The 24,252-nt window shown below is 47.0% G+C and carries 18 protein-coding genes and 1 pseudogene; 12 read left to right on the forward strand and 7 right to left on the reverse strand.

Translation table 11 applies throughout. The features are described 5' to 3' along the window. Window positions 1-22: 22 nt before the first annotated feature. Window positions 23-2,734 (forward strand): ATP-binding protein, encoded by a 2,712-nt coding sequence (locus ABZR88_RS21490; RefSeq protein WP_107828002.1) that lies wholly within the window; start codon window positions 23-25, stop codon window positions 2,732-2,734. A gap of 159 nt (window positions 2,735-2,893) precedes the next feature. Then, window positions 2,894-3,073: an FAD-dependent oxidoreductase gene (locus tag ABZR88_RS21495; RefSeq protein WP_245917018.1), complete on the forward strand. Its 180-nt coding sequence runs from the start codon at window positions 2,894-2,896 to the stop codon at window positions 3,071-3,073. 766 nt (window positions 3,074-3,839) lie between these two features. Here ABZR88_RS21495 and istB read toward each other — a convergent pair. Both istB and istA read right to left on the reverse strand, forming a co-directional pair. Then, window positions 3,840-4,601: an IS21-like element helper ATPase IstB gene (gene istB, locus ABZR88_RS21500; RefSeq protein WP_107831783.1), complete on the reverse strand. Its 762-nt coding sequence runs from the start codon at window positions 4,599-4,601 to the stop codon at window positions 3,840-3,842. 20 nt (window positions 4,602-4,621) lie between these two features. Next, window positions 4,622-6,151, reverse strand: coding sequence for an IS21 family transposase (gene istA, locus ABZR88_RS21505; protein WP_369434689.1), 1,530 nt, complete (start codon window positions 6,149-6,151; stop codon window positions 4,622-4,624). Window positions 6,152-6,473: 322 nt separating this feature from the next. Between istA and ABZR88_RS21510 the strand changes: the two genes are divergently transcribed. Further along, the gene (locus ABZR88_RS21510; protein ID WP_107831517.1) at window positions 6,474-7,946 is read left to right on the forward strand and encodes a P-loop ATPase, Sll1717 family; all 1,473 of its coding nucleotides are present in this window, start codon (window positions 6,474-6,476) and stop codon (window positions 7,944-7,946) included. Between the two features lie 818 nt (window positions 7,947-8,764). Here the strand turns inward: ABZR88_RS21510 and ABZR88_RS21515 are convergent. Continuing rightward, window positions 8,765-9,295, reverse strand: a complete 531-nt coding sequence (locus ABZR88_RS21515) for a hypothetical protein (protein ID WP_107831515.1) — start codon at window positions 9,293-9,295, stop codon at window positions 8,765-8,767. A gap of 311 nt (window positions 9,296-9,606) precedes the next feature. After that, on the reverse strand, window positions 9,607-10,374 hold the full coding sequence (locus tag ABZR88_RS21520; protein WP_107831513.1) for a DUF4382 domain-containing protein: 768 nt from the start codon (window positions 10,372-10,374) through the stop codon (window positions 9,607-9,609). 200 nt (window positions 10,375-10,574) lie between these two features. Here ABZR88_RS21520 and ABZR88_RS21525 point away from each other — a divergent pair, with 200 nt between their 5' ends. Then, window positions 10,575-11,414, forward strand: coding sequence for a DUF1080 domain-containing protein (locus tag ABZR88_RS21525; RefSeq protein ID WP_211309878.1), 840 nt, complete (start codon window positions 10,575-10,577; stop codon window positions 11,412-11,414). Between the two features lie 99 nt (window positions 11,415-11,513). Here ABZR88_RS21525 and ABZR88_RS21530 read toward each other — a convergent pair whose 3' ends face one another. Continuing rightward, complete coding sequence (locus ABZR88_RS21530; protein WP_107831511.1) at window positions 11,514-12,755, reverse strand: sodium:proton antiporter; 1,242 nt, start codon at window positions 12,753-12,755, stop codon at window positions 11,514-11,516. A gap of 208 nt (window positions 12,756-12,963) precedes the next feature. Here ABZR88_RS21530 and ABZR88_RS21535 point away from each other — a divergent pair, with 208 nt between their 5' ends. From ABZR88_RS21535 to ABZR88_RS21550, 4 genes are all read left to right on the forward strand, one after another. Beyond that, the gene (locus ABZR88_RS21535; protein ID WP_107831509.1) at window positions 12,964-14,697 is read left to right on the forward strand and encodes a phospho-sugar mutase; all 1,734 of its coding nucleotides are present in this window, start codon (window positions 12,964-12,966) and stop codon (window positions 14,695-14,697) included. A gap of 376 nt (window positions 14,698-15,073) precedes the next feature. Continuing rightward, a complete protein-coding gene (locus ABZR88_RS21540; RefSeq protein ID WP_107831507.1) occupies window positions 15,074-15,853 on the forward strand; it encodes a rhamnogalacturonan acetylesterase in 780 nt (259 codons plus the stop codon). A 7-nt stretch (window positions 15,854-15,860) separates the two neighbouring features. Further along, window positions 15,861-16,652, forward strand: coding sequence for a rhamnogalacturonan acetylesterase (locus ABZR88_RS21545; RefSeq protein ID WP_107831505.1), 792 nt, complete (start codon window positions 15,861-15,863; stop codon window positions 16,650-16,652). Between the two features lie 185 nt (window positions 16,653-16,837). Further along, on the forward strand, window positions 16,838-17,356 hold the full coding sequence (locus ABZR88_RS21550; protein ID WP_107831503.1) for a PPC domain-containing DNA-binding protein: 519 nt from the start codon (window positions 16,838-16,840) through the stop codon (window positions 17,354-17,356). A 23-nt stretch (window positions 17,357-17,379) separates the two neighbouring features. Here the strand turns inward: ABZR88_RS21550 and ABZR88_RS21555 are convergent, their stop codons facing one another. Further along, entirely contained in the window at window positions 17,380-18,504 is a 1,125-nt protein-coding gene (locus ABZR88_RS21555) for a TlpA disulfide reductase family protein (RefSeq protein ID WP_107831501.1), read from the reverse strand. Window positions 18,505-18,797: 293 nt separating this feature from the next. On the opposite strand from ABZR88_RS21555, the pseudogene ABZR88_RS21560 reads away from it, so the two are divergent. From ABZR88_RS21560 to ABZR88_RS21570, 3 genes and pseudogenes are all read left to right on the forward strand, one after another. Beyond that, window positions 18,798-19,523 (forward strand): annotated as a pseudogene (locus ABZR88_RS21560) (alpha/beta hydrolase fold domain-containing protein). 59 nt (window positions 19,524-19,582) lie between these two features. Next, window positions 19,583-20,368 (forward strand): S1/P1 nuclease, encoded by a 786-nt coding sequence (locus ABZR88_RS21565; RefSeq protein WP_107831497.1) that lies wholly within the window; start codon window positions 19,583-19,585, stop codon window positions 20,366-20,368. Window positions 20,369-20,377: 9 nt separating this feature from the next. Continuing rightward, window positions 20,378-20,896, forward strand: a complete 519-nt coding sequence (locus ABZR88_RS21570) for a hypothetical protein (RefSeq protein ID WP_107831495.1) — start codon at window positions 20,378-20,380, stop codon at window positions 20,894-20,896. A 221-nt stretch (window positions 20,897-21,117) separates the two neighbouring features. Here the strand turns inward: ABZR88_RS21570 and ABZR88_RS21575 are convergent, their stop codons facing one another. After that, window positions 21,118-22,734 carry an ATP-dependent DNA ligase gene (locus ABZR88_RS21575; RefSeq protein ID WP_107831493.1) on the reverse strand — a complete coding sequence of 539 codons (1,617 nt, stop codon included), beginning with the start codon at window positions 22,732-22,734 and terminating at the stop codon, window positions 21,118-21,120. Between the two features lie 238 nt (window positions 22,735-22,972). Here ABZR88_RS21575 and ABZR88_RS21580 point away from each other — a divergent pair, with 238 nt between their 5' ends. Then, window positions 22,973-24,133 carry an ABC transporter permease gene (locus ABZR88_RS21580; protein ID WP_107831491.1) on the forward strand — a complete coding sequence of 387 codons (1,161 nt, stop codon included), beginning with the start codon at window positions 22,973-22,975 and terminating at the stop codon, window positions 24,131-24,133. Window positions 24,134-24,252 lie beyond the last annotated feature (119 nt).

The raw sequence follows: 24,252 nt of genomic DNA on the forward strand, positions 1-24,252 counted from the left end.
ATCCTGCTATCTTTGTTTACCCATGGCGGTCAACTACGCCTTTCCTATGTTAAACCACCAAAATTTCCGCCAAGTTTACGACCAGAGTGCAGGCAGTGTGATCGCACTCGACGGGCAAGGGGTTATCGTGTACGCGAATCCCGCAGCAGTGCGCGACCTGTTCATGGACCTGGATTATGCCGGCCGGCCTGCACGCGATTTCTTCAGCGGCCCGGATAAAGAAGTGCTCCAAGAGGAGGAGTTTACGCTGGAAAAAGAAGGAGAACCGGTGTTCGTCCTGGTGAGTTCGGCAAACTTTACCGATACCAACGGGCTGACCCTGACTTACTGGATGATCCGCGACATTAGCGCGCTGAAGAAAAAAGAATACCTGCTGGCCTACCTCAACACCGCCACGGAAGAACTTTCACGGGCCCGGGATACCAAAGGAGCACTGGCTAAGATCTCCCAGCTGATCGTTCCGAAGTTCGCCACCTGGTTCAGTATCGACCTGATCCACGACGGCCGGTTGGAGGAACTGGTGCTTGCCCATGAAGACCCGGGCATGATCCGCTGGGCGCGTACCTACCGGGAAGCCTATCCGACCGATCTGAAAAGTGATTCCGGCGCGGCCAGGGTCGTTAAGACCGGTGAGCCCAGTTTTGTCCCGCAGGTCACCGAGGCCATGGTCCGGGGTTCCATTAAAGACCCCGATCAGCTGGAAGCGATCCTAAGGCTCAACCTGCAGTCGGTGATCACGGTAGCGATCTACCATAAGGAAACGATCACCGGCCTGATCAGCTTTGTGTCTTCGGTTACGGGCCAGTATTACGATGAAGCTGACCTCCGGTTCGCGCAGAACCTGGCCAACCATATCGGGCTGGCGCTGGAAAATGCCCGGCTGAACGAACAGTTGGAACACACCCGCGTGCAACTGGAGTCTGCGCTCTCCTCCGGGCTGGTGGGTACCTGGACCTACGATATGGAAAACGACCGGTTTTACCCCGATCAGAACCTCGCCCGCATGTTTGGCATGCCCTATGAGCCGGGAGGCTGCAGCCGCGCCGCCTATATGGACCTATTGCATCCGGACGATGCACCGTTGATCAATGCGCAACGGCAGCACCCCGTTGTGCAGGGAGGGCAATACGAGACCGAATACCGCGTGATCGTTAATGGTGCCGTCCGCTGGTTCTTCGCGCGGGGGCAGACCCGTCCGGGTGCGGATGGTCACCTTCCGGTATTCACCGGCGTGATCGTCGATGTGACCGAACGGAAAGCAGCCGAACTGGCCCTGAAAGAAAGCGGCGAACTGTTCCGCTTCCTGGCCGACGCCATACCACATAAGATCTGGACCGCCAACCCGCAGGGACAGGCGACCTATTATAACCAGGGCTGGTATGAATATACCGGTATCCGGGATTTTGAAGAACTGCGGGAAAAGGTATGGGACATTCTGCATCCTGACGACCGGCCGGTCGCAGAAGCGGAATGGCCAAAGGCCATGGCCAGCGGTCAGGGCATGCAGATGGAGAGCCGTTTTCGCAGACATGACGGTACCTACCGCTGGCATTTGTCGCGGTTCTCCGCGCACCGGGATGCCGAGGGCCATATCCAGCTTTGGGTAGGCACCAGCACCGACATCCACGAGCAGAAGGAGAACGAGCAGCGTAAAGATGAATTTCTATCCATCGCCAGTCATGAACTCAAAACCCCGCTGACCAGTATCAAAGCCTTTAACCAGCTGATGAAGCGGACCAGGGATGAAGCGCGCCTTGCCGGATTTATCGATAAGTCGGCCGATCATATTTACCGCCTGGAGCGGCTGATCAATGACCTGCTGGATGTGACCAAGATCAACGCGGGCAAAGTGGTCTACACGGCGGAAACTTTTGTTTTCAGTGCGCTCCTTCGGGAAAGCATAGACAATATGCAGTACAATGCCAGCCATGAGATCATCCTGGAAAGCGCAGCAGATGTCCCTTTCACCGGCGACCGGCTCCGCCTGGAACGGGTCATCAATAATTTCCTGACCAATGCCGCGAAATATTCGCCGGATGGGAGCCGGATACTGGTCAATAATTTCGTGGAAGGCGACAGCCTGGTCGTGTCGGTACAAGATTTCGGCATCGGGATCGCCCCCGAGAATCTCGACAAGCTCTTTGACCGTTATTACCGCGTAGACAATACGGCGATGCGTTTCGACGGCCTGGGCCTCGGGCTCTTCATTTCCGCCGAGATCCTCCGCCGCCACCAGGGCAGTTTCTGGATCGAAAGTGAACCGGGCAAAGGCTCGACCTTTTATTTCCGGTTGCCCCTGCCGGCCGATAATACCCCTGTGATCCAAAAGTCTACCGCTTACCTCGACAGCAAGATCACCATCAACTGCCTACCTGCTGAACATACCCTGGAAGTGGATTGGAGCGGCTTTCAGGACCTGGCCTCGGTACAGCGCGGCTGCCTGCTGATGCTGGATTACCTCTCGCGCAACCATTGCGACCGGGTGGTCAACGACAATACCCATGTCCAGGGCAACTGGTCGGAAGCCGTCGAATGGGTTGGAAACGAATGGTTCCCGATGATGGAAAAGGCAGGGCTGAAATATTTCGCGCATGTCTTCTCACCCAGCACCTTTAGTCAGCTGGCGGCCAAAAAGAGCATCGATATCATGGCCGGCATTGTAACCACCCAATATTTTACCGACCTGGAGCTCGCACGGGGCTGGATCGCCCGTCAGCCCCGCGATCCGGCCTGATTCAACTGCTGCTGTTCATCGTTAATTTTTATTCTCGAATGCATGCCGGATGTCGCTTCTGCTGCCAGCCTGCGTCGTCTTTCGTCATAATAGTATATTTTTGTACTAAAATCATTTTATAGTATATAATTGAATTATAATTGCCTAACCAAGCTTATGATGCAGACACCTGAAGTTGCAGTTATCGGTTCCGGTTTTTCCGGTATAAGCGCCGCGGCGTACCTGGCCAAGGCCGGTTGCCGGGTGGATGTTTACGAAAAGAACGCGGAGACCGGCGGCCGTGCCCGCCGGCTGGTCACCCATGGCTACACCTTTGATATGGGTGCGAGCTGGTACTGAATGCCCGAAGTATTTGAGCAATTCTTCCAGGATTTCGGGCACCGGGCCGCTGACTTTTATAAACTTCAGCAACTCGACCCGGGTTTTACCGTCGTTTTCGGGGAGCAGGATGTTTTAACAGTTCCAAAGGTAGCAAATCACAGATGCGTAAACTTACAGGCAAAGAAGACGATATTAAATCATTGGTGAATAAAAAAATATCTTATAGTGCTATAGGTAGAATTCTTGGCGTTCACCGCTTAACCGTCTCTTCATTTGTACGTGAAAAAATATAAAACCTGTTTAAATTAAAGCGACAAGTCTGCGACCCGCTGAACCCACCATCCCTTATTCAACTGTTAAGCAACAAACAGCGCGAGCCGGGTAAAAAGTCAAGGCCGGGCGGGGCCGCTGAAAGCGAACAACTCCCGCCCGCTTGTATAGCCTTTACTTTTTATCCCGGCGGTGGGCTATCTTTGCGGCACAGGTGAATAAGGAATGGTATCTGATGGAATATAAGCGATGAGGATAATGCCAGGCTGTTAAATTTATATACTTACTACGTTATAAGATATTATAACAGGAAGACCTATTATGCTATTAACGAGGATGTTTTTACAAAAATTTCGGAAGAGTTTATGGACCTGTTTGATTTCTTCAAGACATCCTGGGCAAGAGCTGTATAATACGGAGAAGTTGACCAGGTGATTCCGTGGCAAATTGACCACCCAAAGTGCTGGCGAACGAGCGCAGCGAACGCTGTAGAAGCGTTGTCAAAAGTAGTTATTTAAAGTGTGTTTTGCAGATAGCTTTTTTCGGGCTCTGCGGGCCTTCTTTTTCTCATCGACTCTCCCTTTAGTTCCATCCGGTGCGCATCATGCACGATGCGGTCGAGGATAGCATCAGCGATCGTCTTTTCACCAATGACCTCATACCATTTACTGACCGGCAGCTGAGAGGTGATGATCAGGGATGTCTTACCGTGCCTGTCCTCAATGATCTCCATCAGTGCGGCCCTGCTCTGCGCATCAAAAGGTTGTATACCGAAGTCATCCAGGATCAGTAGTTGCTGGCGTTCCAGTTTGGCTACATCCTTCATGTAGGAACCATCTGCCTTGGCCATCTTCAGCTTAGCAAAGAGTTTGGGTGTGCTGGCATAGAACACGCGGTAACCCAGTATGCAGGCTTGGTGTCCGATAGCAGAAGCGATATAGCTTTTGCCGATACCGGTGCTGCCTGTGATCAACAGGTTCTCATTCCGGTCAATAAAGTGGCAGTCTGCCAGGCGCATTACCTGATTGCGGTCGATACTACGGTCGGCATGGTAGTGGATGTTCTCTACCGAGGCCTTATAGCGGAACTTAGCATACATGATCGTACGCTCTATGCGCCTGTTCTGCCGGTCGTCCCATTCGGCCTCTACCAGGTGGGCCAGCAGTTCATCAGTGGTGTATTCTGCGGTCTGTCCCGTTTCCAGGCAGCTTTTAAAGGCATGGTACATGCCATAGAACTTCAGTTTGCGAAGTTTGTCTAAGGTGTTCGTGTTCATATCGATCTGTTCATTAATGGTTATTTATAGTAGTTCTCTCCCCGGATATTGTCATGGCTGGGCATAGGCAGCTCGTCAGCAAATAAGCTTTCCTCGTAGCTGTCCATCTTGTTCTCCAGTATCTGCTGTATGGTCTTGTAGTTGTACACGCCATAGCCGAGCGCACGCCTGCAAGCGCTGGCCAGCCTTTCGTTACCTGCCTTGCGCGCCAGGCTGAGGATACCGATACAGGAGCGGTAAGCTTGTTCCGGATGTTGCTTTCGGTCCAGTATCTTCAGGATGTAAAGCCTCACATCCTCGTGAATGGATGCTGCCCATTCCAGGAACTTATCGGGTGTCCATTCGGTCATAAAGCGGTGTGTCGAAGCCAGGTGATCTTTATCCGTTGTGTAGCTGTAAGGGCTTTTGATGCGCCTGTGCATGGCGATGCGTTCATAGTGGTAGTAGACTTCTACGTTGGTGCGGGAATACAGCAGTTTGACCTTCCTGCCGATAAAGCGGTACGGTACGCTGTAGTAGTGTTTGTCGATACCCAGACAAACATGTCCGTTCTTCATTACAGTGGCCTGGTGCTGCCGTTTGAACTCATAACGTAATGCCGGTAATGGCGAGAGTGCCTGGCGTTCTATCTCCTCGAACTGGAGCTTTCTGCTGTAATTGCGGCCTTTCAGCGGCTGGCTGTTATGTGCTTCTAAAGCGACCTTGATCGCGATATTCAGTTCTGCAAGGGTATGATAGGCCTCTTTGCGAACAGGTGCGTAGATACGGCTGTAAACGATCTTAACGGCTCCTTCTACCAGTGCTTTGTCACGAGGGCGGTACGCCCTCGCTGGTAAGATGGTCGTTCCGTAATGGTCGGCAAAGTCAGCAAAGGTCTCGTTCAGCGTTGGCTCATAGCGGTTACTCTTGGTAACGGCAGCCTTCAGGTTGTCGGGAACGATGGCGGCAGGTACGCCGCCATAAAAGTGCAGGGCATTCTCACAGGCTGCTATAAAGTCTTCTTTCTGCTGGCTCAGCACAGCTTCTACGTAAGTTAGTTGGCTGGCGCCAAGGATAGCAACGAACACCTCGGCCTCGATGACCTCACCGGTATCCTTGTCCGCTATGCTTAGCTTTTCACCGGCAAAGTCCACATACAGCTTATCACCGGCTTTATGATCCAGGTGCATCGTGGGGTTCACGCGGGCTTTCCACTGGTTGTAATAAAAGCAGAATTGGGTGTACTTGAACCCGTCAGGGAACTCTTTGATATAAGCTTCCCACAGGATGCGGCGGTTCATACCGACACGCTTTAACTCTTTATCTATCTGCGGGAAACAGCGTTGCAGGGCCACCATTCGCTTGTCCGGGGGACGTTCACTGCTTTTGCCAAAGAAGTCCTCCAGCTCCTTATCATTAAGGGTATTGATTTCCTCGAACGTAAAGCCGCTGGCATCGAACGCAATAAGGTACTTCTTTGCGGTATTGCGTGACACGCCGGTCTGGGCCGCTATCGATAGCTTGCTGCGGCCCTGGCTGTACATCCTGAGGATCTGTCTTATCTTACTCATGCTTATCGTAGTGTTGGCCATTAGTGAAGTTGTTAAACCTCAAAAATAGGCCTGCTTCTACAGCATATGTGGCTCGTTCGGGGTGGTCAGTTTCCTCCGAAATCAGGTGGTCACTTTCCCGCGGAATCGGTGGTCAGTTTGCGCCGAAATCAGGTGGTCAATATCAGCGAATTCTCCATTTAGGCACTCCCACAGCTTACTACCAATCTGATATGCATTGTTTTGATTTTTGCAGTCTCGTAAACTGTTGAATATTTCGTTGGATCAAATACATGTAATATATTTAGATATTTTAAAGTAAGATATTGTCAATGCAATAACGATGGAAAGAATTGATATTTTAAAGCAGCTTAGCTTTGGAGAAAGAATAGCCGAAGAAGAAAGAGATCAGTTAAGAAAATATTTCATGTCAACGGACCCTTACTATAGGGTTTTGAACGGTGAAGTTGATGTTATATACGGTCCTAAAGGGTCAGGCAAAAGCGCAATATATTCCATTATTGAAAGCGAATCAGAAGACCTTGCTAAGCGCAATATAAAAATCTTGTCAGCAGAGAACCCCAGAGGAAGTACGGCGTTTTCTGGGTTATCCACCGACCCTCCTACGTCAGAGATAGACTTTGTAAATCTTTGGAAGTTGTATTTCATTTTACTACTCAATAAAACGATTCAAGAGTTAAAAATTAAAACGAAAGATAGCGATGAAATTAATGAAACTCTTCAAAAATCTAATTTAATTCCTGCTTCGACTGGGCTAAAAAGCATTTTATCAGCTGCATATAATTATATTAAGCAATTAAGTAAAATTGAATCTATACAGCCCGGTGTCGATCTAAATGAATTGTCTGGGGTCCCCAATGGTATCAGTTTTAAGATTTCGTTTCGAGAGCCCAATCTAAATGAAGTTAACGGTGGTATAATTTCAATAGAAAAGCTGTTTGAGTTAGCGGATTCTGCTCTGAAAGAATCGTCGATATCTCTTTGGATTTTAATTGATAGGCTGGATGTTGCATTTTCTGACAATTTGGATCTCGAGACAAATGCATTGAGAGCCTTATTCAAAGTGTATAATGACCTCAAACCTTTTTCACGTATTATTTTAAAGGTTTTTCTTCGGAATGATATTTGGAAACGAATAACTAAATCGGGGTTCAGAGAAGCGAGTCACGTGACTAAAACAATAACCATTGACTGGAGCAAAGAATCTATTTTAAACCTCATTATCTTACGGATTTTAAATAACGAAGCCGTTATAAAAGCGTTGAAAATAGATAGGAATTTTGTCGTAAAAGATATTGGTGAACAAGAAAAGTTATTTTACAGGTTATTTCCTGATCAGGTAGATCAAGGAGCTAAAAAGCCAAAGACTTTAGATTGGATAATTACCCGGGTTAAGGACGGACAAGGCGTTTCTGCTCCACGTGAAGTGATACACCTGCTAAACGAGGCCAAAACAGAACAAATTAGAAAAATTGAATTAGGAGAGAATGAAGCCGCCGGTGATGCATTGATTGGCCGAGCCGCAATGAAAGCAGCATTAGATAAGGTATCTAAAGTGCGTTTAGAGCAAACAATTTATGCTGAATTCCCGTCCTTAATTCAGTTCATTGAGGAGCTCAAAACTGAGAAAGCAGAGCAAACCACATCAACATTGGCCAGAATTTGGGGCAAAGACATCAACGAAGCTAGAGAAATTGCGCGCGAACTACATTCAATTGGACTATTTGAAGAGCGAGGCACTAAACAGGAACCAAGATACTGGACCCTTTTATGTACAGAAATGAGCTTAACATAACCCAAGGTGCCGCAGATGGTCAAACAGAAGCCAATGATGAAGATGATTCACAGATAAGTCTATTTTGATATATCTTAAAATAACGGAATAGTTGAGCGAAGCGGCCTATTAACTCAAGATTTTTACTACCTGTATAAATCTAAAATATCCTCATTTTTTGAGTTGCAATGCAAATGCTCAGCTGGTTCAGAGCTTGCCTAACCACTTCCAATAATTTCTCAATTCTTGTATATCTCTTATAAGAACAGGTTTCGTAATTTTTCTGGAAAATAGGAATGGAGTGCGAATGATGAATTATTCAGCAAAGTTACGTTTATAGCTGCTGTAGCGTGCAAGAGCTTCCCGCATAAACACAAGCAACGCAGGACCTCTCATTTATTCGTTTGCCTTCTTGCACTTGATTGCTATAAACGTGTAGTGGCTCCATAATTCATTTATTCACTTTAAATCAAAATACGCATGATAACAACAGATTACTAGCAGATCACTTATCTTTATAAGGTCAAAAATCTTGGTATACTGTAAGGAATACGGTAGCTAGGCAGTAATATTATTAAAAAGAGTTTATTATCACATTATCAGTCACTTAAGACGATATACGGCATTCATGGGGTGCTGGAGGTCGTGGGTTCGAATCCCGCCATCCCGACTTGAGAAGATAAGAAGTCTTTAGATGAGCGTCTAAAGGCTTTTTTTATGTAATCGCGTTTCAATAGGGCGAGATATTCTTGCAATAGTCCCTCATCATAAAACACAAAGGCCACTATATTATATAATGGTCTTTGTGTTTTAATTGCAGCTGTCTATACAGCGTAGTTTTATTGTGTTTTTTGAACCGTGGTTGTGGTAACGGTTTTGGTGGTTGGTGCGCCTACTGCTGTTTTACTATAAGTTTTGTGGTAGGTGTGTACCGGTTTGTGGTAGGTTTTTTTAGTTGCCACCACATGGTGCGTTGTAGTTGTTTTGGTAACAACCGGCCTGGTTTCGGTAGTGGTGGTTACTCGTGTGGTTGTTGTTTTTGGTGCTGGGGCCGGCGCTGTTTGGTGTACGGTATCATGTACCACAACTACTGCAGGGGTTGCTGGCGGCGGTGTTACTACTACCGGTTCAACAGCAGGCTTCGGTGGCGCTAAATGACCGGTTGCAGTTCCGTTGGCGGATTCCTTGAGAGCTTCTGGTGTACCTTTTCCGGTCATTTTAACTTTAGTTACGGTACGTCCATGTACCCCTTGCTTAACCTTCTTTTTAACTTCGATGTTATTTTTTGTAGTATCCGGGGTTTGTGCCTTTACGGTTTGGACTGTCCAAATCAAACAGGCTGTTAATAAAACTAGGGTTACTTTTTTCATAGCTTTTGTTATTAGTTATGTAGATGTTAATATGTAACAAAAAAGTTGCCAAACTATTCATTTATTTGCTTTTAGGGAAAATGTATTGTGCAGAGTGTCTGTTTTGCAGACATCTGGAAGTATTTCTAGTATCCTTCCGGGGCAACTAATCAGATTGGTAAGAATTAGGCAGCTAGTCCGGTTCCCAAATCGAAGCGATCAGCATTTGCCGGAGATTAGGCAGAGGTTGGTGCAAAGCTAGCAGAAAGCAAAAAAACGGCGGTCAAAGGAATGACCGCCGTCGACATTGATATATATAATAGATTGAGGGGTTACTGGGTGATCGTCACGGTACCCATATCGGTCACCGCGCCGTTGACAACTGCCACATTGGTAACAGTTTTAACAGCATACGGACTAACGGGCACAAATTTTACCTGATAGCTGCCGGCAGCCAGACCAGGGAAATAATATTTGCCGTTGGCATCGGCAACGGTACCAACGGTATCGGTACCAGCAATAGCATAAACTTTAGGGGAAGAGGAAGCAGGGGTAACCATGCCGGTTAACGCGCCAGAAGCTGCGGTAGCGATGGCTCGGATTACCGGTTTTAGGATATACTTGCCGTTGCCGGTAAGTACAATAGATTGAGCGGCATCAAAGTCTAAACGCATGGTGTAGGCAATACCGGCAGTCAAATCTTCATGTACGTTGAGTTTTACACCAGAGGTTTGTCCGCTCGGCGTAGTCAGGTCGTATGAAACGCCGCCAACAATTACGCGATTGCCAGTGTCATTCAATACCAAACGCACTTGCTGGATAGAGCCTGCCGGAATATCGGCATCGGCCAAAACAGTATCCCGACCGGAGCGGAAACGCAGAATGTCTACGGGGCCGCCGTTCACATTCAGCGTTTGTTCGCCCTTGTCGGTCACAATCACCACGCTTTTAACATTCAGAATTACCGAGTTGAACGCCCCAGGGGCATCGGTCATTTTTACGGTAACATGTGTAGTTGAGCCTCCTGAATTGCTGTTCTGCTTGGTACATGCAAAAAAGCAAAGGCTGAGGAGCCCCGCAAATAAAAATAGCTTTTTCATAGTTAGATGTAGTTGTTTTCAAAAGGAACAAGATTTTAGGCCTTTGGTGCTAAAGTGTCGATGAAGAGGTGGAATGTATCGATGAATAGGCTAATCTGGCTATTTTCATCATGTTATTGTGACATTGACGCTACTGATTATTTAATAGATTAGCGCTAACCTATAGACTGTTTGAAGAACCCTAATAATCCATAACACACATGAATTTAACCGCCTGTTTCAACTCCAAAAAATGTGGGTTGTTAACTGTTGCCGGCTTGATGCTGGCGTCGGTAATAACCAATGCTCAGGATATCCCGCCGCTGACAAAAACCAAGATGCCGGCCACCATCTACGGCTTTACGCAGCCAGCCCCGCTTGATTTTAATGATCACGAAGGATACGTTTCCCTCTTTAACGGAAAAGATCTGACAGATTGGGACGGTAACCCCAAGTTTTGGCGGGTAGAAGATGGCGCCATTGTAGGCGAATCGACGCCCGAGAATCCCAGTGGCAACAGCTACATCGCCTACAGGGCCATGAAGGCCAAAGACTTTACGCTAAAATTTGAGATTAAGATTGAAGGTAAAGGCGGCAGCGGTATTCAGTACCGAAGCAAAACAGGCGTGCCGTGGTTGTCCAAAATCCCGGAAAAACTGCAGCCGGTTAACCTGAACTGGATGATGACCGGTCCGCAGGCTGATTTTTGGCCCGCTACGCCGTATTGGACGGGGCAGTTTTATTCTGAAAACACGCCCATGCGTATCCTGGCCTGGCGCGGACAAGTGGTTGAGGGTTATGGAAACAAGAGCAAGCGCCTGATGGGTTACATTGGCGATATTATGGATCTGGCCAATTACGTAAAAAAAGACGACTGGAACCAATACACCGTAATAGCTCGCGGCGGCGTGCTGATTCACATCTTGAACGGTCAGCTCATGGCGGTAATGATTGACGACGACCCGAAATCATCAAATAATGCAAAAGGGCAGATCGGTATCGAAATAGAATCGATCACCAAAGTTTTGGTGAGAAATATCTGGATAAAGAAGCTGGATTAAGACTGTCAAGAAAACGTCCCTTCTTTTTAGATACCGCTGTACTTAAAAAGAAGGGACACGATTTCATGACATGCTCGCATTGCTTTTGAAAAACAACTGTTATGCGTTGGGGCGCTCCATCAGCTTTCTTGTAAAGCTGCCAATAGTAAGGCCTTGTACCAGGATAGAAAATACTACAATAATATAAGTGATTTGCACAAATGTATCTCTAAACATGGTGCCAGGTAAAGATAGCGCAAGGGCAATTGAAAGTCCTCCCTTTAAACCGCCCCAGGTAAGTATAGCTGTAGCGTGACGCTCAAATTCTATCGTCTTCTTAAGTAACCAAACCGGCAAGGCAACAGATATCCAGCGCGAGAGTAACATTACTATAATGGCGGCGAGGCCAATAATTAAGACTACCGGATTAATCTTAACAACAAGCATTTCAAGCCCAACCAGCATAAATAATATCGCATTCATTATTTCATCAACCAATTCCCAAAATTTGCCAAGATAATCCCAGCTGGTGGCTGATAAAACTTGTCTTCTTGATTTGTTGCCGGTTATTAATCCGGCGACAACCATGGCTAATGGACCAGATACATGCAGTTGGTCTGCTAACCAGTAACCGCCGGTAACCAAAGCAAGGGTTATTAAAACTTCTACTTTGTAGTCATCTACAGAGCGCAATGCAATAAAGCCGGCATAGCCTAACAATGCACCAAAGGCCAATCCTCCGCCTGCTTCCTGTAAAAACAGTTTTCCAAATGCCATTGCAGAAAAATTGCCTGAGTGGGCAACTTCTATCATGGTAACAAACAGCACTACACCTACTCCATCGTTAAAAAGCGATTCGCCGGCAATTTTAAGTTCAAGCGATTCAGGGATGCGGGCCTCCCGCAAAATGCTAAGTACCGCTACGGGGTCTGTTGGAGAAATAATGGTTCCAAAAATGAGGCAATAAATCAAAGGAATAGGGTAACTGAACCAGCCAAATAATAACCATGTTAAATAACCAACAAGTGCGGCCGAGATGATAGTGCCAAATAAAGCAAGTACAGTTACGGGTAGGCGCTCCAGGTGTAGTTTTTTTGCATCTAAATGTATAGCTCCGGCAAAAAGAAGAAAACTCAGCATAAAGTTGAGCAGAACTTCTTTAAAATCGATGGTATTAACTGCCTGTGCCAACTGGTTAAGCCAGGCTATATTGAAACCACGCAGTAACACAAGTACTACAGAAGAAGCAAGTGCCAGCACCATTATACCTATTGCCGGCGGCCAACGGATAACCTTGTAATTTACGTAGGCAAAAATTGCCGCCAATACTATACAAAGTGGTAAGATGTTGGTTAAGTGCATAAAACAAAGATATGGCTTACCTGGCTATGCAGCTTAATACATGCTACGGGGTGCTAACTTTTATTTGCACCTTTAAAATGCATGTATCTCGCCGTCAATGTTAAATTAATATTAAAACAAGCAATATTGGAGGGCTAATATGACATTTATTACAACAATTAGGGCTGATAGTTGTAATTTTACCCGTACAATCTCTCATCCAGTAACAATGTCATTAGACCCATCTATTCAAGAAAAAGTAAACGCATGGCTTCAGGGAAGTTACGATGCGGACGTAAAACAGCAAATTCAGCAACTGCTTGACGATAACGCTTATACCGAGTTAACCGACTCCTTCTATCGCGATTTGGAGTTTGGTACCGGCGGCTTGCGCGGTACAATGGGTCCGGGTTCAAACCGTATCAATAAATATACTATCGGCTCTGCCACTCAAGGCCTGGCCAATTACCTGAAAAAGAAATATCCGGGCGAGAAAGTAAGTGTAGCTATTGCACATGATAGCCGCAACAACTCAGACTTGTTTGCCCGCATCACTGCCGAGGTGTTTTCTGCCAACGGCATCCACGTTTATTTTTTTAAAGAACTGCGCCCAACTCCAGAACTGTCTTTCGCTATCCGTCAACTGGGGTGCAAAAGCGGTGTAATGGTTACTGCATCACACAATCCTAAAGAATACAACGGCTACAAAGCCTATGGCGCCGATGGCGGTCAGTTTGTATTTCCGGAAGATAAAGCGGTAATGGCCGAAGTTGCTGCCATCAAAAGCATCGACGAAGTTAAGTTTGACCGTGTTGAAGAGAACATCGAACTGATTCTTGAAGATATTGATAACTCATACTTGGAGAAAATCACCGAGCTTTCAGTTTCTAAAGAGGCCATCAAACGTCAGAAAGATCTGAAGATCGTTTACTCGCCTATCCACGGTACAGGTATTACCCTGGTACCAAAAGCGCTGGAAAACTTCGGTTTTGAAAACGTGATTTTGGTTGATGAGCAAACCACGCCTGACGGTAACTTCCCAACGGTGGTTTATCCTAACCCTGAAGAAAAAGAGGCTTTAACCCTGGCGCTGAAAAAAGCACAGGATGTTGATGCCGACCTGGTACTGGCAACAGACCCTGACGCCGACCGCGTAGGTATTGCCGTTAAAAATACCGATAACGAGTTTATCCTGCTCAACGGTAACCAAACCGGCAGCATGCTGATCAACTACCTGCTGAGCGCGTGGGAAGAGGCTGGCAAACTAACCGGCAAAGAGTACATTGTTAAAACCATTGTAACCTCAAACCTGATTGATACCATCGCGGCAGCAAAAAAAGTAAAATGCTTTAACACGCTGACCGGCTTTAAATATATTGGTGAGCTGATGACCCAACTGGAAGGTAAAGAAACCTTTATCGGCGGTGGCGAAGAAAGCTACGGCTACCTGATTGGCGAGCTGGTGCGCGATAAAGATGCCGTTATTTCGGCCGCGTTTATTGCCGAAATGACCGCTTACTACAAAGATAAAGGCAGCAGCTTGTTCGAAGCCCTGCTGGAAACTTATGTGCAATACGGTTTCTTCAAAGAAAAGCTGATCTCGATCACCAAAAAAGGTAAAACCGGTGCAGAAGATATCAAAGCCATGATGGAGAAATTCCGCACCAACCCTCCTGCAACCTTAGGTGGTTCAAAAGTAGTAACGCTGAAAGATTATGAGTTACGTGTAGAAACCGATCTGACCAGCAACACTACTAAACCAATCGAGCTGCCAAAATCAGACGTATTGCAGTTTATTACCGAGGATGGCAGCATCATTTCTGCCCGCCCGTCTGGTACCGAGCCTAAAATTAAATTCTATTGCAGCGTAAACGGTAAACTAAGCAGCAAAGATGCTTACAAAGAAACCGACCAGCAGTTAGAAGAGAAGATTGACACCATTATCAAAGATTTGGGCGTTTAATTTATTCTCAGCATAAAGCAAAGGCTGCCTTAAAATGGCAGCCTTTGTTGTTTAATACGGATTCTATTTGTCTTCTTCTCAGACTTTAAAGTGCGTTGGGTGTCATCCTGAGCATCGTCGAGGGGCGCGCAAAGGTCCATTGCATGTAACAATACTATTTCATACTGCTCCCCTGCTCTGTTTTTAAACCATTTTGGTCGATTTTCAGACACGCTTTACCATCAACTTTAATAAGTTTGCAACAACAATTAATAAACAAGTTATTCCTTTTTCTAGACTCAATACCTGCAGACTCAGCCGTGTCCAAAGGTGAAATATTGCAGAGTGGCTGCGCCAATGCCGGTCTGCGTCAAATTAATGTAGCATATAATATATTATGAAACCCGCCAAAAAACCATTACTCAAAAACCTCTCAGCGCTTGTGTTGCTGAGTTGTGCCGGGCTGGCTTTTATTCCGCCCAAAAAACACATCACCATTTATTTAGCCGGCGATAGCACCATGGCCGACAAACGTGTAAGCGCCTACCCCGAAACCGGTTGGGGCACGCGTTTTAATAACTTTTTTGATAGCACGGTAACCATTGTTAACCGCGCACAGAACGGCCGCAGCACCCGCACCTTTGTTACCGATGGCTTCTGGAAACAGATTGCCGATAAAATGCAGGCTGACGATTACGTGCTCATCCAGTTTGGCCATAACGATGAAGTGCCTACCAAGGCCGCTGCCACTACCGAGACCGAGTTTAAAAAAAACCTGGAAACTTATGTAGATGAGGTGCGCCAAAAGAACGCCATCCCTGTGCTGCTTACCCCGGTAGCCCGCCGCAGCTTTGATGCCAACGGCGTTGAACAGGATACACACAAGCGCTACGCCGAGCTGGTGCGCGAAGCTGCTGCCGAGAAGAAAGTAATGCTGGTAGATATGGATAAGGAGAGCATGGAACTGCTGCAGAAATTTGGTCCGGAGCGATCTAAATATCTGTATAATCAGTTGAAGCCAGGTGAGAACCCTAATTACCCCAATGGCAAGACGGATAATACCCACTTTAGCGAGCTGGGTGCCCGTAAAATGGCCGAAATTGTACTGGCCGATCTGCGCAAACTCTCGCCAGAACTGAACAGCCGTGTAGTAACTTCAAACTGGGGTGTAAAATAACAGCATCATGAAAAACAGAACATCACTCAAAATAATTATCCCGGCGGCGCTTTGCCTGCTGGCTTTTACGCTTAAGCAGCCGCTAAAAAACAAGGTCTACCTGATTGGCGATTCAACCGTATGCGATCAGCCGATTGACCGGTACCCGGTGACCGGTTGGGGCACACCGTTTGCCAATTACTTCGATAAGACCATCTCTGTAGATAACCGCGCCAAAGGTGGTCGCAGCTCGCGCACTTTTATAGAAGAAAACCGCTGGCAACCCATTGTAGATAGCCTGAAACCCGGCGACTTTGTGCTGATGCAGTTTGGCCACAACGATGAGGCTAAGGAGCCAGAATATGCTGCCCGTTATACTTCGGTGCCAGATTATAAAAAGAACCTCACCAAGTTTATTAACGAGACCCGCGGCAAACAGGCTTTCCCGATACTGGTAACGCCGGTGAGCAGGCGTGTTTTTAAAGGTGGCCAGGCGCAGGAAACACATACCGAATATACTGCCGCTGTATTTGAAGTGGGCAAGCAGCTAAACGTGCCGGTTATTGATCTCGACAAAAAAAGCCGCGAGCTATACCAGCAAATGGGAGAGGAAGATTCAAAACTCCTCTTTATGGAGCTGGACTCTGCAGAGCACCCGATCTATCCCAAAGGCCGTCATGACAATACCCACTTTACCGACTATGGCGCCCGCATTATGGCCCAGTTTGTACTGAACGATATCAAGGCCCAGCATCTGCCGCTGGCAGAGCGTATTGTGAATGGAAGCAACGCCAGCACGGTATCGCCGCAGGCAAAATAATTTAGCCACCAACAAATTTCATTATAATCATTAGCGGAGAGCGGTCTGATAGACCGCTCTCTTTTTTGTATGGATGTTTTGAAGCCCCAATCAGTTCCTCGCAATAGCAAAGGGATATTTTGTTTGAAGCTTTTAACCTGTAACTTAGAAACTAATTATATCACCCCTATAAAATCTATCTGTATATGAAATCGCTACTTACCTTTTGCTGTCTGCTATTGGCCGGCTTGTCATTGTCGGCTCAAACTAAACCCATTACCGCTGCTGACCTGGATTACCGGAAAGATGGTAATGGCTACCTGCTGGTGCTCAAGGCCGGTCAGCCCGTAGTGGCCAGTCTTAATGCGTTTATGGAGAAGGAGAAGCTGCCCGGCGCTTATTTCACCGGCATAGGTGCGGTTAAAAATGCCGAGGTGGCCTATTACAATATCGACCAGAAAAAGTACATCTATAAAAAATTCCTGTCATCAATGGAAGTGTTATCGCTAAACGGCAACCTGGGCTATTTTGAGGGTAAGCCTATTGTGCACCCGCATATCGCTATGGCCGAGTCGGATTATTCAGTACACGGCGGGCACCTGAAAGAAGCCGAGGTATCGCTCATCCTGGAGATTTTCATTACCCCGGTAAGCAAACCCATTACCCGCGAGTGGAACAAGGATTTTCCTGAATTACGTACCATGAAGCCGGTTAGGGACAATTAGCGCCTGTGCAAACTGTTTTTACTTTATGAGCCTTTCTGTAATTTATCTATAGCCTTAGTTAAACGGCGTTCAAGGCCGTCATCGTAGCCATCAAATATTTTGGCTATGTTTCCTTGCGCGTCAATAACAAAAAAGTAGGGAGTGCCTGTTATTTTAAATGCCTTGCTCACTTTGGCGCCGTCAAGCAGTACCGGATAGCTAATGTGGTTTTTTGTAATAAAAGCTTTTACTGCCGTTTTGCTATCGGAGGTGTTAATGCTGTAGATTTTTACGCCAGATTGTCCATACTTTTCGAGCAGGTTTTTCATGGCCGGCAGCGCCATGATGCATGGTCCGCAGGTGTTTGAAGAAAAATCGAGCAAAACGATAGAGCCCAGTAATTGCTTGTTTGATACCGTCTTGCCATGTGTATCGGCCAACTGCCAGTCTGGTGCTTTATCGTTTACGGCAAGGGGTACTATTTTCTGTTCTGGCGAGAAACCGGCGGGAATGGTAAACTTTGCCAGGTCCTCAAAATTTTTATCGTTTACGCGATAATCGCTGTAAGTAAACTCGTTTATCATTACTGATGAGAAACTGGCTTTTGACCCGCTTATGCTAAAATTTCCCTCCATAAATTGTCTAATAAATACCGGAAGGCTGGTCTGTTTATTCAGATAGAAATCTTCGATGAAGCGAGCGCCGATGGTGTCTGATTTAATGATCTCTACATGTGCGCAGGCTGCCTGATTAATTACCGTATCCGGCATGTTCCTGATCTTTTCCGGCATCTTGCTCAGCTTTTCCTGAAATTGTTTCGCCCAGTAATATGGAGTTTCTTCGTACAGATCGTGATTGCGTTTAATGGAATAGGTTTTTTGACTGGGATCGAGCGATATCTTGGTGGTTCCCTGAAATACCGTAGTGCCGTATTTGCCTGTAGATTTGTTGTATTCCGTTCCGTCGGCGTTGCGGCTAGCCCAAAAGTTATAATATGAGGTAGTCCACGAACCATCGCCAGGGTTTTTCTGCTTCACGCTTTGTTTAAAGCTCACGTTTTGATAGTGGTTGATTTGTTCGATAGCCCGTGCTAAAACGTTAGTTTGAGCCGATGCAAGGTTACAGATAAGCATCAATGCGCCTAATGCAGATACGTGATATTTGGTCATGGTTTTAGTTGGTAGTATGCAAGATAGCAAAAACGACTGAGCTGTATTACTTACCTGTTTTAAGAAAATTCCACATTGAGTATAAAATAGCGGGCAGGTTGATGCAGCCCGGTTTCAGTAAAAAGATTAGATATTTTAGTGCGATTATCTTAATGCCCATGTACCGTAAATGTCTTTTATTGCTTTGTTGCTTGCTGATGGTTCGCCTGGTCAGCGCCCAATTACCCGCTCCCGATGGCTATCATTTAATGGCCGATCAGGTTTATACCACTGCCGGGCAATGGCAGGGTAAAATGGATCTCTACCTGACTCAAAAGGCCGAAAAGCCAACACCGTTGGTAATATTTATCCATGGCGGCGGCTGGGTGCATGGCCGTAAAGAAGATGAAAAAGATTTCAGCGTATTCTTCGGCCTGCAATATGCTGTGGCCAATGTAGAATATCGCCTGGCCGATGTGGCGCCTGCTCCCGCAGCTATACAAGATTGCCGTTGTGCGCTTTTCTACCTCATCGGCAACGCCAAAAAGTTAAACCTGGATGTGCAGCATGTGGTGGTGATGGGCGGCTCGGCTGGCGGGCATCTGGCGTTGATGACTGCACTGTTGGGTAATGATCATCGTTTCGATCAGAATTGTGCCTATACCGACAAATTCCATATCTCGGCTATTGTTGATAAATATGGCCCGACGGATTTAAACAGGTGGGAAGCCATCCGCAAAGCCAGTAAAGCATCCTCTGCGTGGATGGGTGGTAGGGCTGATGATACGGTGTGGGTTAATACGCTGTCGCCTATATCATACATTACTAAAAATGCGCCTCCAACGCTCATTATTCACGGTGATAAAGATCATACCGTACCTCCGCAGCAATCGTAAACACTGTATGATAAAATGAAAGCTGCCGGCGCTACTGCTGAATTGCACATGGTGCCCGGCGAGCAGCACGGTATTGCCAATCCGGAAGACCGGGCGCAGGTTGATAGCTGGATACTGAATTTTATTAAGATGTATGTGAAATAGACCGCGTGCAACCTGATTAAATTTCCCGCAGATATCTGCATCTTTGTGCTGATAACCTCATGAAAAAGGCATTAGTATTTATCACCCCTGTATTTGTTGCCCTGCTGTGTATCTCATGGGGGCCAACCGGTCACCGTACGGTGGCGGCTATTGCAGAAAAACATTTAACGCCCAATGCGCGGCAACATATTCAGGAATTGATTGGCGAAAATTCGCTGGCAGATATCAGTAATTATGCTGACGAGGTGCGCGATACGCTGCATTTTAAGCATACCGCAAAATGGCATTATCTTGATTTGCAAGGAGGGCTAACTTTTGAACAGTTTGCAGCGGCAGTAAAGGCCGATCGCCAGCCTAATGTTTATGGCGCGGTGCTTAAATGCTGTAATGATTTAAAAAGCGATACCGCCAGCAAGCTTACTCGCATACTGGCACTCAAGTTTTTGGTGCACCTGGTTGGCGATATGCACCAGCCCATGCACGTTAGCCATGCTGAAGATCATGGCGGTAACCTCATCAAAGTGGTATATAATGACCCACGCAAACCCACCAATCTGCATGCGGTATGGGACAGCAAGCTGATTGATCAGCAACCCCTGACGCTGGATATGCGTGTGGCCGATTATGACAATGCCTCGCCCGAACAAATAGCCCGCTGGCAAAGCGATGATATATTAATGTGGGCGTATGAAAGCTACGCCATCAGCGAGCAAATCTACGCCGATCTGGCCAAACGTCATGGCCTGAATTCAATGTACTACAGTACGGCAATACCTATTGTACGCAAACGCATCTTACAAGGAGGCATCAGGCTGGCCGGATTGTTAAACGATATTTATAAATAGAACCTACCCATGAAACTGTTAAAATATAGCTGGCTGTTGTTGCTTACCGGTGCTTTGGCGTGTAAGCAGAAAAATAGTACGACAACGGTTGTTAAAACCAATTACATAGAGTTTATCCATACAGGCACGGAAGGCAAACCGATACTTCCGCTAATTATCAGCACTCAAAAGGTAAAAGCACCGTTTAGCCGTACGGATAGCGAAGCTATCCGTACCATCATCAAGATGAAAGATGTAGACGATGCTACTCGGGCCCAATTTCAGCGTCAGGTAGTAACCGATGCCAAAACCTACAGTACCGTAATAGATTTTTTAAAGAAAGCCGATAGCTACTACACCGGCAGCGGTAAAGTAAATCGCGGCGATGCACGCGATTTTAGCGTAAATATGGAAGGCGATACCAAAGAGATCTATTACCGTACCTCCAAACAGTTTTTTGAAGCGCTGTTGAAACAATTGCAAGCCGCTGGTGCAGATCAAAAAGTAATTAATCAGGTTGATTCTGTGAGTGTGAAGATTGCTCAGTGAGATAAGCACTTGTCATTGTTGAGGAACGCGGGAGAAATGTGATAAAGGGTGACGAAGCAATCTCGTCTCATGCAAAGCGGGTTTGCGTGTCCGACCATCCCCTCCGACGAGATTGCTTCGCGTCCGGTTTCACCCACAGCCCTGCTCGCAATTGACAAGGCTCTTTAAATTTGTTGTGTATCGTTTAAGATGCTTCAGGCGGGATGACAATTGGGGGCGTGTTATTCCCCCAACAGCGCCTTCAGGGTTTCCAACGTGTCGGCTTCCTCCTTCGGCTTATCCTGTCGCCAGCGCAAGATGCGCGGAAAACGTAGCGCCACCCCCGATTTATGGCGATTGGATTTATTAATACCCTCAAAACCAATCTCAAAAACCAGTTCGGGTTTTACGGTGCGTACCGGTCCGAACTTTTCGAGCGTATTGCGTTTGATAAAATAATCAACCTTGTTAATTTCCTGGTCTGTTAGGCCCGAGTAAGCTTTGGCAAAGGGCACCAGCTTATCGCCATCCCAAACGGCAAAAGTATAGTCTGTATATAAGTCGGCACGACGCCCGTGGCCTTTCTGGGCGTACACCATCACGGCATCAACAGACAGCGGGTCAATCTTCCATTTCCACCAGTCGCCCCGGCGGCGGCCCACCTGGTAATGGGCGCTTTTGCGTTTCAGCATGATGCCTTCGGCCACCATAGCGCGAGATTGCGTGCGGATTTGCTCCAGATCCTCCCACCCCTTGAAATTAATTAACGGCGATATGCGGAAGATTTCTGGATGCGATGTTGCGCCCTGTAATTGTTCCAGCAAAACACGCCGTTCTGATTGAGGCTTATTACGAACGTCCTCGCCGTTAAACTCCAGGCAATCATAGGCTATCAGTGCTACCGGACTTTCTTCCAGGATCTTTTTACTCAGATTTTTCCGGCCGATGCGGGTTTGAAGTATATTAAAGGGTAAAGGCTGCCCTTCGCGGAAGCTAAGAATTTCGCCATCCATTACCGTGCCGTCGGGCAATTCATTTAGAAATGGATGCAGTTCAGGGAACTTGTCGGTAGCCAGATCTTCGCCGCGGCTCCAGATAAATATTTTGCCGTTGCGTTTAATCAGTTGCGCGCGTATGCCGTCCCACTTCCACTCAGCTTGCCAATCCGTGGCATCGCCCAACGCATTTTGCAGCTCTGCGGTCGACTTTTGTTTTTCTGAGGTCTCTTGTACCGGATAGGCCAGAAAGAAGGGATACGGACGTGAGATATCATCTGCCGAAGCGTTGGGTTGGGTGAGTTGTTCAAACGTGTAATTGTCAGGCATCCAGTTGCCCATTAGCCGGTGGGTAAGCGTGGGCGTATCCAGGTTAGTTACGTCGGCCAGTGCCTTGATGACCAGGTTGGCCGATACCCCTATGCGGAAGCTACCGCCAATCAATTTATTGAAAACAAAGCGCTCCTGTGTATCTAACGACGCCCAGGCTTGAAGCAGCCAGGCCTTGCGTTCCTCTTCAGTCTTATTGCTCAGCTCATTGATCTGCTCCATCCATTCTGTAAGCGTCAGGTTGCTGGTGCTGGTAGCGGCAGGCATCAGCAGGGCCATGGTTTCGCCCAGATCGCCAACTACATGGTAGCTTTCTTCAAACAGCCAGGTGGGTAGGTGCGCGGCCTCAATGGCCCAGAGCCTGATGTGTGTAGAGTTGATCTGCCGTTTTTGCCGCCTGCCGGTAAACAGGGCCAGCATGTGCATTTTGTCGGTATCGGGTGCTTTGTTGAAATAATCGCGCAGAATGGCCACCTTCTCATTGGTCTTGTTGGTTTCATCAAGCAATTGGAACAGTTGAGCGAAGGCTTTCATCAGGATCTTGGAGAGTTGTTGTGCTTAAAGACTTGCTAACCCTCACGCTCGCGAATTGCACACCCGCGAGCGCATTGGTTAGACACACAAACACAACTTAATAGCTTAACTATTGAACTTGAAATAAGTTTTAATAATGAGCGATTGAAAGAAGTTCGATACACAATGATGTATTTTTACTTTTAGATTTCAACTTTTTACTTTCCTCAAATTATCTTTAGCCAATTGCCCACAAGCTTTGACTGATCAAACACCCACACAGCGCGCGCTGCGCACGTTTTTGCGTAATCCGCTGGCTGTTGCGGCGGCGGTGTTTATTGTTTTGTCTGTAATGGTGTCATTGCTGGGCTACCTGGTGATGCCCGATAGTACCCCGCAGGCTAATGATATGAACATTCAGCTAAGCCTGAAAAAGCCGGGCACTTCCTTTACTTTTTTGCGCGTTCACAAACGTAACAAGGTAGAAAAGGTCAATGTATTCCATAAAATCTGGTCAGGCGCGCCCGAAGCCTATAACGATGTGCCGATTGTAAAATGGCGCTTTGCGGCTGATTCTATTCTTGTGGACGAATACATCGGTACCGAAGACAGACCTGAACGACACGCGTTCAATATCTTTGAAGTGGTGAGCGGCCATAGTGCATTAGGTGCCAGTCCGCATCAAACCTATCAGCGCTTTTATACGCAGATTGAGCAAGAGAATATCGTCAAAAAAACTTTTTGGCTGGGTACCGATATTTATGGCCGCGATCTGTTGAGCCGTTTGATCCTGGGTTCCAGGGTTTCTTTATCCGTTGGCTTGATGGCGGTACTCATCAGTTTAACCATTGGCGTGAGTCTTGGAGCACTGGCAGGCTACTATGGCGGCAAAACCGACGCCGCGTTGAGCTGGGTAATGAATATTTTGTGGGCATTGCCTGCACTGCTGCTGGTTATCGCGTTGTCATTTGCGTTGGGCAAAGGCTTATGGCAAATTTATGTAGCCGTTGGCCTTTCCATGTGGGTTGAGGTGGCACGATTGGTGCGCGGGCAAGTCATCGCCATTAAACAAACCGAATATATTGAAGCGGCAAGGGCGTTGGGTTATAACAGCCGCCGCATTATTACCAAACACATTTTGCCCAACATAGCCGGACCAATTATGGTGCTGGCCTCATCTAACTTTGCCTCGGCCATTTTGTTAGAAGCCGGACTGAGTTTCCTCGGTTTCGGGGCACAACCGCCTATGCCTACCTGGGGCAGCATGATTCGCGAGCATTATGGGTATATTATTATGGGCCTGGCCTATTTGGCTGTGGCGCCCGGCATGGCTATTATGCTAATGGTTTATGCTTTTAATCTGGTGACGGTTGGCTTACGCGATGCGTTTGATGTAAAATCGCAAACGTCGAGGCTGTGATGTTTTATTGATTGTTTATTAAACATGCCGCTCCTACAGAGCTCTGATAAGAAAAAATATACGAGGTCTATTAACATAACGCCCCTCCGGAGCTGGGAGCAATCAGTCAAGTCCCGGAG

This window comes from Mucilaginibacter yixingensis, assembly GCF_041080815.1.
GTDB lineage: Bacteria > Bacteroidota > Bacteroidia > Sphingobacteriales > Sphingobacteriaceae > Mucilaginibacter > Mucilaginibacter yixingensis.

Coding starts and splice junctions, on each gene's coding strand:
- ABZR88_RS21550 (WP_107831503.1), top strand. CDS start 16,838: ATGAAATCGCTACTTACCTTTTGCTGTCTGCTATTGGCCGGCTTGTCA.
- ABZR88_RS21525 (WP_211309878.1), top strand. CDS start 10,575: ATGAATTTAACCGCCTGTTTCAACTCCAAAAAATGTGGGTTGTTAACT.
- istA (WP_369434689.1), bottom strand. CDS start 6,151: ATGAGTAAGATAAGACAGATCCTCAGGATGTACAGCCAGGGCCGCAGC.
- ABZR88_RS21565 (WP_107831497.1), top strand. CDS start 19,583: ATGAAAAAGGCATTAGTATTTATCACCCCTGTATTTGTTGCCCTGCTG.
- ABZR88_RS21530 (WP_107831511.1), bottom strand. CDS start 12,755: ATGCACTTAACCAACATCTTACCACTTTGTATAGTATTGGCGGCAATT.
- ABZR88_RS21495 (WP_245917018.1), top strand. CDS start 2,894: ATGCAGACACCTGAAGTTGCAGTTATCGGTTCCGGTTTTTCCGGTATA.
- ABZR88_RS21520 (WP_107831513.1), bottom strand. CDS start 10,374: ATGAAAAAGCTATTTTTATTTGCGGGGCTCCTCAGCCTTTGCTTTTTT.
- ABZR88_RS21510 (WP_107831517.1), top strand. CDS start 6,474: ATGGAAAGAATTGATATTTTAAAGCAGCTTAGCTTTGGAGAAAGAATA.
- ABZR88_RS21540 (WP_107831507.1), top strand. CDS start 15,074: ATGAAACCCGCCAAAAAACCATTACTCAAAAACCTCTCAGCGCTTGTG.
- ABZR88_RS21545 (WP_107831505.1), top strand. CDS start 15,861: ATGAAAAACAGAACATCACTCAAAATAATTATCCCGGCGGCGCTTTGC.
- ABZR88_RS21555 (WP_107831501.1), bottom strand. CDS start 18,504: ATGACCAAATATCACGTATCTGCATTAGGCGCATTGATGCTTATCTGT.
- ABZR88_RS21570 (WP_107831495.1), top strand. CDS start 20,378: ATGAAACTGTTAAAATATAGCTGGCTGTTGTTGCTTACCGGTGCTTTG.
- ABZR88_RS21535 (WP_107831509.1), top strand. CDS start 12,964: ATGTCATTAGACCCATCTATTCAAGAAAAAGTAAACGCATGGCTTCAG.
- ABZR88_RS21575 (WP_107831493.1), bottom strand. CDS start 22,734: ATGAAAGCCTTCGCTCAACTGTTCCAATTGCTTGATGAAACCAACAAG.
- ABZR88_RS21515 (WP_107831515.1), bottom strand. CDS start 9,295: ATGAAAAAAGTAACCCTAGTTTTATTAACAGCCTGTTTGATTTGGACA.
- ABZR88_RS21490 (WP_107828002.1), top strand. CDS start 23: ATGGCGGTCAACTACGCCTTTCCTATGTTAAACCACCAAAATTTCCGC.
- istB (WP_107831783.1), bottom strand. CDS start 4,601: ATGAACACGAACACCTTAGACAAACTTCGCAAACTGAAGTTCTATGGC.